The sequence below is a fragment of the Pseudomonas sp. A genome, assembly GCF_056270345.1.
On sequence record NZ_CM149873.1, the window covers coordinates 2,215,139 to 2,231,745 of the forward strand.

10 protein-coding genes and 2 rRNA genes are annotated in these 16,607 nt (G+C 61.9%); 11 read left to right on the forward strand and 1 reads right to left on the reverse strand.

What is annotated here, in order from left to right; genetic code table 11:
* Positions 1-92 precede the first annotated feature (92 nt).
* The 11 genes from AC0MAZ_RS10030 (at position 93) to AC0MAZ_RS10080 (ending at position 15,053) form a co-directional block, all read left to right on the forward strand.
* Positions 93-2,986: ribosomal RNA gene (locus tag AC0MAZ_RS10030) — 23S ribosomal RNA — on the forward strand.
* A gap of 133 nt (positions 2,987-3,119) precedes the next feature.
* A 5S ribosomal RNA gene (gene rrf, locus AC0MAZ_RS10035) occupies positions 3,120-3,235 on the forward strand.
* 444 nt (positions 3,236-3,679) lie between these two features.
* The gene (locus tag AC0MAZ_RS10040) at positions 3,680-5,323 is read left to right on the forward strand and encodes an acetolactate synthase large subunit (RefSeq protein ID WP_028692242.1); all 1,644 of its coding nucleotides are present in this window, start codon (positions 3,680-3,682) and stop codon (positions 5,321-5,323) included.
* Between the two features lie 190 nt (positions 5,324-5,513).
* Positions 5,514-7,460 (forward strand): flavin monoamine oxidase family protein, encoded by a 1,947-nt coding sequence (locus tag AC0MAZ_RS10045; RefSeq protein WP_475860966.1) that lies wholly within the window; start codon positions 5,514-5,516, stop codon positions 7,458-7,460.
* A 135-nt stretch (positions 7,461-7,595) separates the two neighbouring features.
* Positions 7,596-8,492, forward strand: coding sequence for a nitrilase family protein (locus AC0MAZ_RS10050; RefSeq protein ID WP_203647720.1), 897 nt, complete (start codon positions 7,596-7,598; stop codon positions 8,490-8,492).
* A 93-nt stretch (positions 8,493-8,585) separates the two neighbouring features.
* The gene (locus tag AC0MAZ_RS10055; protein ID WP_475861404.1) at positions 8,586-9,653 is read left to right on the forward strand and encodes a hypothetical protein; all 1,068 of its coding nucleotides are present in this window, start codon (positions 8,586-8,588) and stop codon (positions 9,651-9,653) included.
* Positions 9,650-10,627, forward strand: coding sequence for an asparaginase (locus AC0MAZ_RS10060; RefSeq protein WP_475860968.1), 978 nt, complete (start codon positions 9,650-9,652; stop codon positions 10,625-10,627). Before AC0MAZ_RS10055 ends, AC0MAZ_RS10060 begins: the two co-directional genes overlap by 4 nt.
* A gap of 84 nt (positions 10,628-10,711) precedes the next feature.
* On the forward strand, positions 10,712-11,266 hold the full coding sequence (locus tag AC0MAZ_RS10065) for a UPF0149 family protein (protein WP_475860970.1): 555 nt from the start codon (positions 10,712-10,714) through the stop codon (positions 11,264-11,266).
* A gap of 177 nt (positions 11,267-11,443) precedes the next feature.
* A complete protein-coding gene (locus AC0MAZ_RS10070) occupies positions 11,444-12,073 on the forward strand; it encodes a glutathione S-transferase family protein (protein WP_232856678.1) in 630 nt (209 codons plus the stop codon).
* A gap of 18 nt (positions 12,074-12,091) precedes the next feature.
* Positions 12,092-14,107: a pyridoxamine 5'-phosphate oxidase family protein gene (locus AC0MAZ_RS10075; RefSeq protein ID WP_475860972.1), complete on the forward strand. Its 2,016-nt coding sequence runs from the start codon at positions 12,092-12,094 to the stop codon at positions 14,105-14,107.
* Positions 14,108-14,153: 46 nt separating this feature from the next.
* Positions 14,154-15,053 (forward strand): LysR family transcriptional regulator, encoded by a 900-nt coding sequence (locus AC0MAZ_RS10080; protein WP_186656140.1) that lies wholly within the window; start codon positions 14,154-14,156, stop codon positions 15,051-15,053.
* Between the two features lie 122 nt (positions 15,054-15,175).
* Here the strand turns inward: AC0MAZ_RS10080 and AC0MAZ_RS10085 are convergent, their stop codons facing one another.
* The gene (locus AC0MAZ_RS10085) at positions 15,176-16,594 is read right to left on the reverse strand and encodes an aminotransferase-like domain-containing protein (RefSeq protein WP_475860974.1); all 1,419 of its coding nucleotides are present in this window, start codon (positions 16,592-16,594) and stop codon (positions 15,176-15,178) included.
* Between the last annotated feature and the right edge of the window lie 13 nt (positions 16,595-16,607).

Sequence of the window (16,607 nt, forward strand, 5' to 3'; positions counted from 1 at the left end):
GGTAAAATTTGTGAGTTCTGCTCGAAAGAGCGACGTGCGAATTTTCGGCGAATGTCGTCTTCACAGTATAACCAGATTGCTTGGGGTTATATGGTCAAGTGAAGAAGCGCATACGGTGGATGCCTTGGCAGTCAGAGGCGATGAAAGACGTGGTAGCCTGCGATAAGCTTTGGGGAGTCGGCAAACAGACTGTGATCCAGAGATCTCTGAATGGGGGAACCCAGCCAGCACAAGCTGGTTATCTTGTACTGAATACATAGGTGCAAGAGGCGAACCAGGGGAACTGAAACATCTAAGTACCCTGAGGAAAAGAAATCAACCGAGATTCCCTTAGTAGTGGCGAGCGAACGGGGACCAGCCCTTAAGCTGGTTTGAGATTAGTGGAACGCTCTGGAAAGTGCGGCCATAGTGGGTGATAGCCCCGTACACGAAAATCTCTTGCCAGTGAAATCGAGTAGGACGGAGCACGAGAAACTTTGTCTGAACATGGGGGGACCATCCTCCAAGGCTAAATACTACTGACTGACCGATAGTGAACCAGTACCGTGAGGGAAAGGCGAAAAGAACCCCGGAGAGGGGAGTGAAATAGAACCTGAAACCGTATGCGTACAAGCAGTGGGAGCCTACTTTGTTAGGTGACTGCGTACCTTTTGTATAATGGGTCAGCGACTTATATTCAGTGGCGAGCTTAACCGAATAGGGGAGGCGTAGCGAAAGCGAGTCTTAATAGGGCGCTTTAGTCGCTGGGTATAGACCCGAAACCGGGCGATCTATCCATGGGCAGGTTGAAGGTTAGGTAACACTGACTGGAGGACCGAACCGACTACCGTTGAAAAGTTAGCGGATGACCTGTGGATCGGAGTGAAAGGCTAATCAAGCTCGGAGATAGCTGGTTCTCCTCGAAAGCTATTTAGGTAGCGCCTCATGTATCACTGTAGGGGGTAGAGCACTGTTTCGGCTAGGGGGTCATCCCGACTTACCAAACCGATGCAAACTCCGAATACCTACAAGTGCCGAGCATGGGAGACACACGGCGGGTGCTAACGTCCGTCGTGAAAAGGGAAACAACCCAGACCGTCAGCTAAGGTCCCAAAGTCATGGTTAAGTGGGAAACGATGTGGGAAGGCTTAGACAGCTAGGAGGTTGGCTTAGAAGCAGCCACCCTTTAAAGAAAGCGTAATAGCTCACTAGTCGAGTCGGCCTGCGCGGAAGATGTAACGGGGCTCAAACCATGCACCGAAGCTACGGGTATCACCTTTTGGTGATGCGGTAGAGGAGCGTTCTGTAAGCCTGTGAAGGTGAGTTGAGAAGCTTGCTGGAGGTATCAGAAGTGCGAATGCTGACATGAGTAACGACAATGCGAGTGAAAAACTCGCACGCCGAAAGACCAAGGTTTCCTGCGCAACGTTAATCGACGCAGGGTTAGTCGGTCCCTAAGGCGAGGCTGAAAAGCGTAGTCGATGGAAAACAGGTTAATATTCCTGTACTTCCAGTTATTGCGATGGAGGGACGGAGAAGGCTAGGCCAGCTTGGCGTTGGTTGTCCAAGTTTAAGGTGGTAGGCTGAGATCTTAGGCAAATCCGGGATCTCAAGGCCGAGAGCTGATGACGAGTGCTCATTAGAGCGCGAAGTGGTTGATGCCATGCTTCCAAGAAAAGCTCCTAAGCTTCAGATAACTGGGAACCGTACCCCAAACCGACACAGGTGGTTAGGTAGAGAATACCAAGGCGCTTGAGAGAACTCGGGTGAAGGAACTAGGCAAAATGGCACCGTAACTTCGGGAGAAGGTGCGCCGGTGAGGGTGAAGCACTTGCTGCGTAAGCCCACGCCGGTCGAAGATACCAGGCCGCTGCGACTGTTTATTAAAAACACAGCACTCTGCAAACACGAAAGTGGACGTATAGGGTGTGACGCCTGCCCGGTGCCGGAAGGTTAATTGATGGGGTTAGCGCAAGCGAAGCTCTTGATCGAAGCCCCGGTAAACGGCGGCCGTAACTATAACGGTCCTAAGGTAGCGAAATTCCTTGTCGGGTAAGTTCCGACCTGCACGAATGGCGTAACGATGGCGGCGCTGTCTCCACCCGAGACTCAGTGAAATTGAAATCGCTGTGAAGATGCAGTGTATCCGCGGCTAGACGGAAAGACCCCGTGAACCTTTACTATAGCTTTGCACTGGACTTTGAGCTTGCTTGTGTAGGATAGGTGGGAGGCTTTGAAGTGGGGACGCCAGTTCTCATGGAGCCATCCTTGAAATACCACCCTGGCAACCTTGAGGTTCTAACTCAGGTCCGTTATCCGGATCGAGGACAGTGTATGGTGGGTAGTTTGACTGGGGCGGTCTCCTCCCAAAGAGTAACGGAGGAGTACGAAGGTGCGCTCAGACCGGTCGGAAATCGGTCGTAGAGTATAAAGGCAAAAGCGCGCTTGACTGCGAGACACACACGTCGAGCAGGTACGAAAGTAGGTCTTAGTGATCCGGTGGTTCTGTATGGAAGGGCCATCGCTCAACGGATAAAAGGTACTCCGGGGATAACAGGCTGATACCGCCCAAGAGTTCATATCGACGGCGGTGTTTGGCACCTCGATGTCGGCTCATCACATCCTGGGGCTGAAGCCGGTCCCAAGGGTATGGCTGTTCGCCATTTAAAGTGGTACGCGAGCTGGGTTTAGAACGTCGTGAGACAGTTCGGTCCCTATCTGCCGTGGACGTTTGAGATTTGAGAGGGGCTGCTCCTAGTACGAGAGGACCGGAGTGGACGAACCTCTGGTGTTCCGGTTGTCACGCCAGTGGCATTGCCGGGTAGCTATGTTCGGAAGAGATAACCGCTGAAAGCATCTAAGCGGGAAACTTGCCTCAAGATGAGATCTCACTGGAGCCTTGAGCTCCCTGAAGGGCCGTCGAAGACTACGACGTTGATAGGTTGGGTGTGTAAGCGCTGTGAGGCGTTGAGCTAACCAATACTAATTGCCCGTGAGGCTTGACCATATAACACCCAAGCAATTTGCGCTGAGGCCAAATTGTGGTGGTGAAGACGAAAGAACCGAAAGTTCGCAGCTTCACAAAATCACATATCCGAATTGGCTGGAGTATCCATCTGGATGTTCTGGCAACAGAATTTCTTGACGACCATAGAGCATTGGAACCACCTGATCCCATCCCGAACTCAGCAGTGAAACGATGCATCGCCGATGGTAGTGTGGGGTTTCCCCATGTGAGAGTAGGTCATCGTCAAGATTCATTTCGCAAAACCCCTATCTGCGCGAGCAGGTAGGGGTTTTGTCTTTTCTGCGTCCCGAAAAGCAACGCACCTCTGCTGTGGAATACACAACGTGGGAGCGGGCTTGTCGGAACGCCGCACCGCCCGGATGAGGCCGGATCAGGCGGTGATGTTGCCTGGGCTGGCCTCATCGCGGGGCAAGCCCGCTCCCACGGTATTCTGTTCCTACAGCGGATCCGTTTGCTGACGATCATGCAAATATCCTTTGCTCGTCGGCTACCTCACATCGCCTCGTCACAGGTGCGACAATATTGCCGTCACAATTACGTGACTTCCCCGTACCTACCCTGCGTCAAGGCTTAGGTTCGGGGCAATCCTGGCACCCGGACCGAGCGATGCCAGCGTACCGTGCTGCGCATTTCTGGACTTTCACCGTCCTATTACTTGAGGTTAGAAGCAAGATGGCCAAGGCCGCCGATGTCGTTGTGCAATGCCTGGAAAACGAAGGTGTCGAGTATGTGTTCGGCATTCCCGGTGAGGAAAACCTCGACCTGCTCGAGTCCCTGCGCAAGTCGAAGATCAAGCTGGTACTGACCCGCCACGAGCAATCCGCGGGCTTCATGGCCGCCACCTACGGCCGCCTGACCGGCAAGACCGGCGTCAGCCTGTCGACCCTCGGCCCTGGCGCGACCAACCTGGTGACCGCCAGCGCCTACGCCTACCTGGGCGGCATGCCGATGATGATGATCACCGGCCAGAAGCCGATCAAGAAGTCCAAGCAAGGCCGTTTCCAGATCATCGACGTGTGCGGCATGATGGACCCCATCACCAAGTACACCCACCAGTTCGCCTCGGCCGACAACATCCCTGCGCGCATGCGTGAAGCCTTCCGCCTGGCCGAAGAAGAGAAGCCGGGCGCCGTGCACCTGGAGCTGCCGGAAGACATCGCCGCCGAGCAGACCGATGCGCTGCCGATCCCGCGCAGCCTGCACCGTCGCCCGCTGGCCGAACACGTGGCCATCGAAGCCGCCGTGCAGAAACTGCAGAACGCCCGCAACCCGATCCTGGTGATTGGCGCCGGCGCCAACCGCAAGATGACCGCCAAGGTCCTCAAGCAACTGATCGACAAGACCGGCATCCCGTTCATCACCACCCAGATGGGTAAAGGTGTGGTCGATGAGCGCCACCCGCGCTTCCTGGGCAACGCCGCGCTGTCGTCCGGTGACTTCGTGCACCGCGCCGTCGAAGCCGCCGACCTGATCGTCAACATCGGCCACGACGTGATCGAGAAGCCGCCGTTCTTCATGGTCCGTGGCGGTACCGAAGTGATCCACGTCAGCTTCCGTTCGGCCGAGGTGGATGCCGTGTACTTCCCGCAGGTGGAAGTGATCGGCGACATCGCCAACGCCGTGTGGCAGATCAGCGAAGCGCTGACCGACACCAGCCACTGGGACTTCACCCGCCTGATGGCCATCCGTGAAGCGAACGAAGCGCAGATCGCCGAAGGCGCCGACGACGACCGCTTCCCGGTCTACCCGCAGCGCATGGTCGCCGACATCCGTCGCGCCCTGCCGTCCGAAGGCATCGTCGCCCTGGACAACGGCATCTACAAGATCTGGTTCGCCCGCAACTACAAGGCCCACAAGCCCAACACCGTGCTGCTGGACAACGCCCTGGCGACCATGGGCGCCGGCCTGCCATCGGCCATGGCCTCGCACCTGGTGTACCCGGATCGCCCGGTCATCTCGGTATGCGGCGACGGCGGCTTCATGATGAACAGCCAGGAGCTGGAAACCGCGGTACGTCTGGGCATGCACATCACCGTGGTGATCCTGCGTGACGACGGCTACGGCATGATCCGCTGGAAGCAGGCCAACATGGGCTTCACCGATTTCGGCCTGGACTACGGCAACCCGGACTTCGTCAAATACGCCGAAGCCTACGGTGCCAATGGCCACCGCGTGGAAAGCGCCGAAGGCTTCCTGCCGCTGCTCGAGCACTGCATCAAGACCCCTGGCGTGCACGTGATCGACTGCCCGGTGGACTACAGCGAGAACGACCGCATCCTCAACAGCGAGCTGCGTGAGCGCGCGCTGGCGGTCTAAACGCTGACGACCCATCGCGGGACAAGCCCGCTCCTACAGGTATTATGCGGTCCCTGTAGGAGCGGGCTTGTCCCGCGACAGCGTAAGTACAGGCAACAACGTACGCTGCACCACAATACACATCTACCCATCCCCACCTCCCTGCTCCCGGCATGCTCAGGTTCCTCACCTACCCTGAGAACCCGAGACCATGACCATCGGATCAACGCACAACCATCCCGCCGACCTGGCCGTCGAGCCTCACACTCCAGTGCTGCCATGGGCCGCACGCTTCCCGAATCCGCCTGACCTGTGTTTCGACTACCGACGTCTTGTCGAACAACAGGGCGGCATTGCCCAGGCTGCTCGTCCTGCACATCGCATCTGCATTGTCGGTGCTGGCGTCACCGGCCTCACCGTCGCACGAGAACTGCTGCGCTGTGGTTTCACCCATATCACCCTGATCGAGCAGGCCCGGCGAATCGGGGGGCGTCATCTCACCGTGTCATCCTCTGCTGACAAGCCACCAGCACACACCGCCCCCTTCGAGATGGGCGCCATGCGCATGCCGTTCTTCAACCGAACCGGCGAGCCGCCCAAGGCAGGCCGTTCATTGATGGCGTATTACGCAGATCTGTTCGACCTGCGGCTTTCCGACTTCCCCAACCCTGGCACGCCCTGGGTCAATGCGACAGGTATCTATCTGCGTGAAGGCCAACTTGAAGGGGAGGGTGATCCGAAGCTGCTGATCTGGAAAAACCCCGAAGGTCACACTCCGCCACCTACTGCGGTACTACAGAGGATTCATGGCAAGTGGCGGCGTTTTGCCGAGCGTTTCGCCGAACAGGTGGCCGCCATCTACGGCACAGAAGGCTGGCTGGCGATGTGGTCGGCAATCGTCGAGCGATATCACAGGCTGTCGTTCCGTGACCTGGTACTGCTGCCGATCCGGGAGGCTTGGGACCCTGGCAATCCAGGCGATTTCGGTGGCCTTGGCATGGACCGTGACGAGTCGGTGATCTTCTATGCAATCGGCATCGGTGATGGCAGCTGGGGCGCCTTCTACGACGTGTGTTGCCTCTATCCGCTGCGCACCGCCATTTTCGGGTTCAGCAGCCACCTGCAGCTTGTGCATGGGCGTGTAGATGAAAGGGGGCAAGTGCTTGCAGCGCCGTATCAGGATGTCCAGGCCGTGCCCGACAGCAAAGGCCTGTACTTCCAGGCTCCTGCCTACCTGGGGATCGCCGCGTTGGATGAGGCCCTGTTGTTCATGGACATCGCAAGCTCGGGCGAATCCTTGTATAGCCAGTGCGTGGCGCGTAAGGATGGCCTGCTGACGGACAGCTCGGTTCATGGACTGCACAAATTGGCCGATGGCCGCATCCGCGTCGATTACCGTTGGCGGCACAGCGATGAAGCCAAGGCTCAGCCGATGAGTGAGGTATTCGACAGTGTGGTGCTTACCACGCCGTCCTGGTTGATCGAAACTGGGATGCTCCTGGAAGGGGTCTCCCGGAACATGCTGCCACCGGCCATTGTCGAGGCCTGGAAGCACGCCCATTGGGAAACCAGCTGCAAGGTTTATGCACCGCTGCGTAAAAGCTTTCTCGACCAGCATCCCCATCTGCCGCAGATCCTGGTCACCGACAGCTTCGTGCACGATGTATACGCCTACCGTTACAACGATCAGCACACCCGCGATTGCATCCTGCTCAGCTACACCTGGGAGGACGATGCCACCAAGCTGGCGGCCTATTCAGACACCGAGTTGGTGGAAAAATGCGTAGCGGAACTCGATCGAATTCTGTTGCGTTGTACCAACATCAGCGAGCCCATCTCGCCGCATATCGATCTTGGAAACACCCGCATACAAAGATGGATGACAGACAGGAGTGCACTTGGCTGTGCGAAATTGTACCGGGCGGGCGCCTATTACGACGCGGTAAGCCTGATGAAGTACAACCGCGACCTGAGTGCCCATTCAGGGCTCTACCTCGCCGGGGAGTCTTTCTCTGTCGATGCCGGTTGGACCGAGCCGTGTCTGCGTACTGCCATCGACACCGTGATCAACCTCTGCAACAACACCGGCGCACGTTTCAAGGGGGGCTTCAGCCTGGAGCACTATCCGCATTATCAGGTACCTCGACAGGCGCTTTGAAACAACTTTGTAGGAGTGCTCCTCCAGGTATTTTCGCAATCTCCCTCAGTTCCAGAGGATTCCGCTGACTGTCGTCCCTTATGCCATGCCCGTTCTACTGGCGGCCTTCCACAACAACCAGAACAGGAAGCCGCCATGCAGGAACACACCACTCCCGTCAGCCCCGTACGCATTGCCGTCATCCAGTACGACCCGCAGGTCGGCCTGGACCATTGCGATGGCAACCTGAGCCGTGGCCTGGCCCTGGCCCGCCGCGCCGCGCGTGAAGGGGCCAACCTGATCGTGCTGCCGGAGCTGGCCAACACCGGCTACACCTTCAACTCCCGCGCCGAGGCCTATGGTCACGCCGAGTCGCTGGAGGATGGGCGATGCCTGCAGGCCTGGGCGGAGTTCGCCCGTGAGCAGCAGGTGTATCTGGCCGCAGGCTTCGCCGAGCGTGACGGCCTCAAGCTCTTCGACAGCGCCGTGCTGTTCGGCCCGCAGGGGCGGCTCGGGCATTACCGCAAGGCGCACCTGTGGAACCAGGAAAAGCTCTGGTTCACGCCAGGGGACCTGGGCTTCCCGGTATTCGAAACGCCCATCGGCCGCATCGGCCTGCTGATCTGCTGGGACATCTGGTTCCCGGAGGTGCCACGGCTCATGGCGGCGCAGGGCGCCGACATCATCTGCAGCCTGAACAACTGGGTCTGGACACCGCCGCCGCTGTTCGACGAGGCCGGACGCTGCATGGCCTCGTACCTGACAATGACCGCGGCCCACGTCAACAATGTCTACATCGCCGCCGCCAATCGCATCGGTCGCGAACGGGGCGGGCGCTTCCTCGGTTGTTCGCTGATTGCCGGCACCAACGGCTGGCCTATCGGCGAGGTGGCCAATGCCGAGGAGGAGTGCGTCCTCTATGCCGACGTCGACCTTAGCGCCGCCCGCTCGGCGCCGATCTGGAACAGCCTCAACGACCTGCCGCGTGACCGGCGCACCGACCTCTACGACGCCACCCTGGGTTATCGGCTGCATGCGCCGATGCCACGTTGAGGAGGCGTCATGGAACAGCGCCTTTCCTTAACGCGGCAACGGTCGTCGTCGCTGATTCTCCTGGGCCTTGCGCTGCTTTGCGTTGCCAGCCTGATGTTGGGTGGATGGCCCGATTATGCGCAGCTCGTCGCAACCCTCGACCAGCCACTGAGCAGGTTGCGCTGGATTGTCGGTGATATCAGCGAGGTCGCCTTCTACAAGCACGAATTGCCGGCACTGGGGCTGCTGCTGGGGGCGAGCCTCGCGCATTGGGCCCAGCAGCGCGGGTATTGCTGGCAAGGCTTTGCCATCTGCTACGGCACCGGGCTGTGGCCCTGGCTGATCATCAGCTCGCTGCTTGGCCTGCTGCTCAGCCATGCGTTGTGGGGCTGGACCCTGGACGGTGGTGCCTGGCAGCCGACCTTCGTCGCCTTTGTCTCGTTACCGGCGGCCATGGTCCTGCTGTTTGGCGGCGGTTGGCGCGTCACGATCAATGGCGCGCTGCTCGGTGCCGTGCTGGTTACGCCCGCCAGCCTGCTGCTGGTCAACTACCTGTGCTACCCGCTGCAGTTGCCGGTGGTGATCGGCAATGTCAGTGGCATGGCCCTGGCAAGTGTACTGGCGTTCCTGCTGTGCAAGCGCTTCCCGGCGCTGGTTCGCGACGGACAGCGTCCAGTGGTCGCCGCGACGGCCAGCCAGCCCGACTATGGTGTGGTCTGGACCCTGCGTCGGGTACTGGCCGATTTCAGCGAGGCGCCGTTTTTTGGCAATGAACTGGCCAGCCTCGGCTTGCTGCTGGGCGTGTTGCTGGCTTATGTATTGGCCCCGGCGGCACCGGCCTATGGCTCGCAACTGGTGCTGCAGATGGTGGCCGGGCAGGCATTGGCATCGCTGGTTGGTGTGCTGTTCTGGCGGCGGCAATGGCAAGAACGGGGCTGGTATCCGACCTATATTCCTATCGTTTCGATCGTACCAGCCGCCGTGCTGACACTGGGCGGCAGTTGGCAGGTGATCGTCGCCAGCGCCGTGCTCGGCGCGCTGATCGCGCCACCGCTTGCCGTGGCCATCAGCCAGCGCTTGCCGGGTTACATGCACGGCTATATCGGCAATGTCCTGTCCATGGCCATCAGCACCCTGGGCATCGTGCCCCTGGTCGGCCTGTTTGCGGGAGGTAACCCATGACAGCACCACGTGTTTCGATCGCCAGCCTGGGCGGCACGGTCAGCATGCAATCCGGGGCGCCGGGGCAGGGGGTGACACCCCGACTCGATTGCGCGGCATTGTTGGCGTCCCTGCCGCAACTGGAGGCACTGGCGCAGATCAGCACCGCCACGTTGTGCCTGGTGCCGAGCGCCTCGCTGGCATTCAGCGACATGCTGAACGCGCTGGCCTGGGCAAGCGCGCAAGTGCAAGCGGGGGCCCAGGCCGTGGTCCTCACCCAAGGCACCGATACGCTGGAGGAGACCGCGTATTTCCTTGACCTGCTCTGGCCCCATGACATCCCGCTGATCATGACCGGCGCCATGCGTTCGGCCAGCCAACCGGGCGCGGATGGTCCGGCGAACCTGCTGGCGGCAGTGCAGGTGGCGATAGCCGATGGTAGCCGGGGGCGTGGTGTGCTGGTGGTGATCAATGACCAGATCCACCAAGCCGCCCGGGTACGCAAGACTGCCAGCCTGGCAATGGCGGCCTTCGAGTCGCCCGGCACAGGAGCGATAGGGGAGGTCGTGGAGGGCCGCCCAATTTATCGCCAGGCTGCCACGCCAAGGCGGGTGTTGCCCCTGCCGGTGCAGGTGGATCACCAGGTCGTCCTGCTGGAGGCTTGTCTCGATGCTGATACGAGGCTGCTGCAAGCCATCGGTAGTTTGGGCTATTCAGGGCTGGTGATTGCCGGCTTTGGCGCAGGCCATGTTTCCGAAGCCTGGGCCGAGGCGTTGGGGAGCATCGCCGGCAACATGCCGGTGATCATCGCCTCCCGCACCGGCAATGGCCCGACAGCCCAGGGGACCTACGGATTTATCGGCGGTGAGATCGACCTGCAGGCCCGGGGCCTGCACATGGCCGGCTGGCTCTGCCCGCGCAAGTGCCGACTCTTGCTGTGGCTGCTGATCGGCAGCGGGCGGCAGGCCGACCTGGCGCACTGGCTGCAGCAATAGCCAGATGCCCGTTCCCTTGATGGGAGCGGGCAGGCGTTGCCTGTGCTAGGGTGCACGCAAATTTCCACCCTAGGACACCCGCCCATGCTCCCCGCGCTCAGCGAAAAAGAACTCGATCGCCTCGAAGACCTGCTGATGACCTACGGCAACGACTATTCGGTGCTCAACCTCGCCGAACTCAACGGCTTCTTCACCGCTTTGGCCTGTTCCCCCAGCAAGGTCAACCCTGAGCAATGGCTACCCGCTGTCGCCGGCGGCAAGGTGCCGAAGTTCAAGAAGCCCGCCCATGAAGAGGCCTACACCGCGTTGATGCTCCGTTACGCCAGCCAGGTGGCGGAAGAGCTGGCCGACGACATTGAGCACTTCGAACCGCTGTTCGAGGAAGGCAAAGGCGAAGAGGGCCCGACGATCATTCTCGAGGAATGGTGCTTCGGCTACATGCGCGGTACCCAGGTAGCCGAGTGGAGCGAGCTGCCGCCGGAGCAGGATCGTCTGCTCAAGGCCATTTCCCTGCATGGGCTGGAAGACAATTTCGAGCTGCTCGATTCGATGAGCTTCGATGAGCATCAGGCCTGTGTGCCGCTGGTGGTCGAGGCGGCGCGAGGGCTGTATCAGTACCAGAAACAGCACCGTCATTGAGATCGTAGTCGCGGGCGCGTGGGAGCGGCGATGCGGCGACCCGACTTGCCCCGCAATCGTGATTATTCCACCTACCGAAATACTGGATTGCTCCCAGCACTGATTCTGCTGTCGGGCGATCCGGTGCAGCATGTCCTCCAGCAGCGCCACTCCCGGCGCTGATCCGGAGCCCCGCACATGCCAAGCCCGATCAAGCTGTACAACTTCCCCAAGTCCGGCCATGCCCACCGCATCGAGCTGATGCTGTCGCTGCTCGAACTGCCTACCGAACTGGTCTTCGTCGACCTGGCCAAGGGCGAGCACAAGCAGCCAGAATTTCTCGCCATCAACCCGTTCGGCCAGGTGCCGGTGATCGATGACAACGGCATCGTCATCGCCGACTCCAACGCCATCCTGGTCTACCTGGCCAAGGCCTACGGCGGTGAGCGCTGGTTGCCTGCGGATCCGCTCGGCGCCGCCCGTGTACAGCGCTGGCTGTCGGTGGCGGCGGGTCCCCTGGCCTTCGGCCCGGCGGCTGCACGCCTGGTGACGGTGTTCGGTGCCTCGTTCAATACCGATGAAGTCATCGGCCGCGCCCACACCCTGCTCAAGGTGATCGACGCTGAACTGGCCAAGGGCCCGTTCCTGGTCGGTAGCCAGGCGACCATCGCCGATATCGCCAACTACTCGTACATCGCCCACGCGCCGGAAGGCAACGTGTCGCTGGAGCCGTACCCCAACGTGCGCGCCTGGCTGGCCCGTGTCGAGGCGCTGCCGGGCTTTGTGCCGATGCCACGTACGGTCATCGGTTTGCAGACCACGCTCTGACTCCCGAGGGATGCCGCCATGCAATCGCCCTGGCATGCAGGTGAAAAACAGCTGCAGGAGCACGTCGGTGTTGCAGAGCGCATGGAGGCGTTCGGGCAGAAGGTCATTCGTGACTACATGCCCGACCAGCATCGCACGTTCTACCAGCAGTTGCCGTTTATGGTGGCCGGTGCCGTGGACGCCGCAGGCAAACCCTGGGCGACGCTGCTCGAAGGCCCGGAAGGCTTCGTCAGCTCGCCCGATCCACGGCAGCTGCTGATCGGCACCGACCTCTCCAGCGACGATCCGGCCACGCCAGGGCTGGTGGCGGGTGGTGCCATCGGCCTGCTGGGGATCGAGCTGCACACGCGGCGGCGCAATCGCCTCAATGGCCTAATCCGCAGGGCCAGCGCCGGCCAGTTGGAGGTGGTGGTCGAGCAGTCGTTCGGCAACTGCCCGCAGTACATTCAGCTGCGTGAGTACACCCGTGTCGACGAGCCGCCGCAGGGGCGCCGGAATTCAACGGCACTGGATGCCGCGACCCGCGCCATCATCGAAAGCGCCGACACCTTCTTTGTCGCCAGCTACGTCGATCAGGACGCTGGCCAGCGCTCGGTGGACGTGTCCCATCGCGGTGGCCGGCCTGGTTTCGTCAGGGTCGAGGGCAATCGCCTGACCATTCCCGACTACGCCGGCAACCTGCATTTCAATACCCTCGGCAATCTGCTGGTCAACCCGGTCGCCGGCCTGCTGTTCGTCGACTTCACCACGGGCGATGTGCTGCAGGTTTCCGGGCGTACCGAGGTGATTCTCGACAGCCCGCTGATCAGCGCCTTCGAAGGCGCCGAGCGGATCTGGACCCTGGACATCGAGCAGGTGGTGCTGCGCCTTGCTGCCGTATCGCTGCGCTGGGCCTTCCAGGAATACGCACCCACCAGCCTGATGACCGGCACCTGGCGCGAGGCCGAGCAGCGCCTGCAACAGCGCGAACGGCAGCGCCAGTGGCTGACCTGGCGGGTACTGCGCATCGAGCAGGAGAGTCGCGATATCCGCTCGTTCCATCTGCAACCCGAGGATGGCGCCGCGGTGGCCTTCGCCCCTGGTCAGCATATTCCCGTGCGTTTGCGCATCGATGGGGAGACGCCGCTGATTCGTACCTACAGCCTGTCCAGCGCGCCGTCCGATGGCTTCCTGCGCATCAGCGTCAAGGCGCAGGGGCCGGCGTCACGCTATCTGCACCAACAGGTGAAGGTCGGCGATCGTCTTCAGGTGCGCCAGCCCACGGGCAGCTTCACCCTGGATCAGCAGAGCGACCGGCCCCTTGTGCTGATCGGCGCGGGCGTCGGCATCACCCCGTTGATCGCCATGCTCCGCGAGCAATTGGCCAAGGGGCAGGGGCGGCGAATCCATCTGTTCCATGGCGGGCGCACACTGGCCGACATGCCGTTCCAGCAGGAGCTTGCCGCGCTCCAGCAACAGGCCAATGGCTTTCTGAGCATCCATCGTGCCCTGAGCCAGCCCGAACCTTCGGCCGTGCCAGGGCATGACTACCAATTCGCCAGCCGCCTGGGCATCGAGCAGGTCAAGGCCACGCTGGCATTGGATGACTACGACTTCTACCTCTGCGGCCCGGCCAGCTTCACCCAGGACCTGTACGAAGGCCTGCGCGGCGTGCATGTGCCCGACGCCCGCATCCATGCCGAAGCCTTCGGCCCCTCGACCCTGCGCCGCCACACCGACGACAACCAGCCGACGCTGCAACAGCCCCCTCCCGCCAGCGAGCCGGTGCCGGTGTACTTCGCCAGCTCCGCCAAGGAAGCGCGTTGGGCGCCGGACAGCGGCACGCTGCTGGAACTGGCGGAAAGCCGTGGCCTGTCGCCGGACTTCAGTTGCCGAGGGGGCTCTTGCGGTACCTGCAGGACCAAACTGGTCAGCGGCCAGGTCCACTACCCGAACCCGCCCGCCGAATTGCCCGAGCCCGGCAGCGTGTTGATCTGCTGCGCCATCCCCGCCCAGGCCGAGGGCGGCGTGCAGCCCCTGGTACTGGAGCTCTAGCGTGACCACGGCGATAATCGCCCCACGACAACGCGTGGGGCGCGGCATGGACCAGATCCACCTGATGAAAGTGTTCGTGGCCGTGGGCGAGCTGGAAAGCTTCGCCGCCGCCGCCCGTCGCCTGGCCATCTCGCCGGCGGCGGTGACCCGCGCCGTCAGCGCCCTGGAGGAACAACTCGGGGTCAAGCTGTTGCTGCGCACCACCCGTAGTGTGCGCCTGACCGAGGCCGGCGGGCGCTACCTGGAAGATACCCGGCATATCCTCGCCAGCATCGTCGAGGCCAACGAAGCCGCCGCCGGCATCAACGCCGCGCCCAAGGGCGACCTGGCGGTGACCGCACCGATCCTGTTCGGCAAGAAGTTCGTCATGCCGTGCATCGTCCGTTACCTGCAGCAGTACCCCGAGGTGGATGTGTCGGCGTACTTTCTCGACCGCGTGGTGAACCTGGTGGAGGAGGGCATGGACGTGGCGGTGCGCATCGGCCAGTTGCCCGATTCGGGCCTCAAGGCGTTGCGCGTGGGCAGGATGCGCCGATTGCTGTGCGCCTCGCCCGAGTACCTTGAACGCCACGGCACACCGCGCCATCCCTCGGAATTGCAGAAGCATGAAGTCATCGCCGCCGGGACCCTGTCGCCACGCACGGACTGGCGCTTCGGCGCCATCGACGACCCGACGCTGATCCGCATGAAGCCGCGCCTCACCGTGACCAGCAACGACGCCGCCATCGCCGCGGCCAGTGCCGGGCTCGGGATTGCCCGGCTGCTGTCGTACCAGGTGGCGGATGAAGTGGCGGCCGGGCGCTTGCAGGTGATCCTGGCCGAGTATGAAGAGGCGCCCTGGCCGATCCATATCCTGCATCGGGAGAGCAAATATGGCTCGACCAAGGTGCGGACCTTTATCGATATGTTGGCCGAGCATTTGCGCAGCCAGGTGCATTTGGCCTGATCCAGATAGCTGGGGCTGCTGCGCAGCCCTTTCGCGGCACAAGGCCGCTCCTACACGGGAGCGTGCATCTCTCTGTAGGAGCGGCCTTGTGCCGCGAAAGGGGCGCAAAGCGCCCCCAGCAATCAAGCGCCTGAAAGCGCCGCACACTCCGCCAGCACCCTCAACCCGCCCATCACCTGCGGCGTGATCACCCGCCCCAGGCACACCCGCAACCCAGTGCCACACTCCCCATCGGCAAAGAACATCCCGCTGGCGCCGACATTGCAGCCACGCTCCGCCGCAAGCCGTTGCAGCACCAGCATGTCCGTCCCTTCCGGCAATTCGACCCAATGGATAAACCCGCCCTGCGGCGCCACATACCGTGTCCCCGCCGGAAACACCGACTGCACCAGCGTCGCCATCACCTCGGTCTGCGCTACCAGCCGCCCGCGCAGCTTCGCGCAGTGCTCGTCCATGTACCCCCGCCCGATAAACTCATCCAGCACCCGCTGCGCCAGGCTCGACACCGCCAGGTTACGCGAAAACATCTGGGCCAGGATCGCATCCCGGTACCGTCCGGCCACGCACCAGCCCACCCGGTACCCCGGCGCCACGGTCTTGGAGAACGACGAGCAATAGATCGTCTGCCCAGTCTCGTCGTAGTGCTTGATCGCCTTCGGCCGCTGCGCCTCGTCCACCAGGTCGAAGAAGATATCGTCCTCGATAATCGGCACATCCGCCGCCTGCGCCAGCTGTGAGAGCCGTGCCCGCGCCGCGTCGGGCATGATGAAGCCCCGTGGGTTCTGCAGCGTCGGGTTGAGGAACACCACATCGACCTTGCCGCGCTTTAGGGCCCATTCCAGGTGCTCGAGGTCCATGCCGCTGTCGGCGTGGGTGCGGATGGGCAGGGCGCGCATCCCCAGGCGTTCGATGGTCTGCAGGATGCCGTAGTAGGTGGGCGTTTCGATGGCCACCGTGGCCCCCGGCCGGGCGACGGCTTCGAGGGCCAGCTCCAGGGCCACGGTGTCGCCCGAGGTCACCAGGATATCGTCCGGCCCGCAGGCCACGCCGCGTTGCAGCATCAGCCCGGCGATGCGTCGGCGCAGCGAGGCCAGGCCGGGTGGGGCGATCAGCCCGGCCAGCGCCAGATCGGCCTTGCTCGCCAGGGAGGCCAGGCATCTGCTCAGCAGAACCTGGGGCGCCAGTTCGTCATGCAGCACCGCCGAGCTCAGCGAAAGCGTGGTGTTGCTGGCCGCCTGGGCAAGCATGGCGACCACCGCGTGGTCGACGTTGACGGTGACGCTGGCCAGGTCGAACCCCTGCACCTGGGCCGCGCCCTTGGCGACGAAATAGCCCACCCGTGGCGTGGCCTGCACATAGGCATTGGCCTCCAGCTCCGCCAGTGCCCGTTGCACGGTGGCGATGCTACTGTCGAACAGCCGCGCCAGTTCACGCACCGAAGGCAATTGCATGCCGCTGGGCCATTCGCCGCTGTCGATCTGGCGCAGCAGCCAGGCGTTGACGGTGTGCCAGCGTTTGTCGGGCTTGGAAATGCGGTCCATGAGGGCTCTTTGT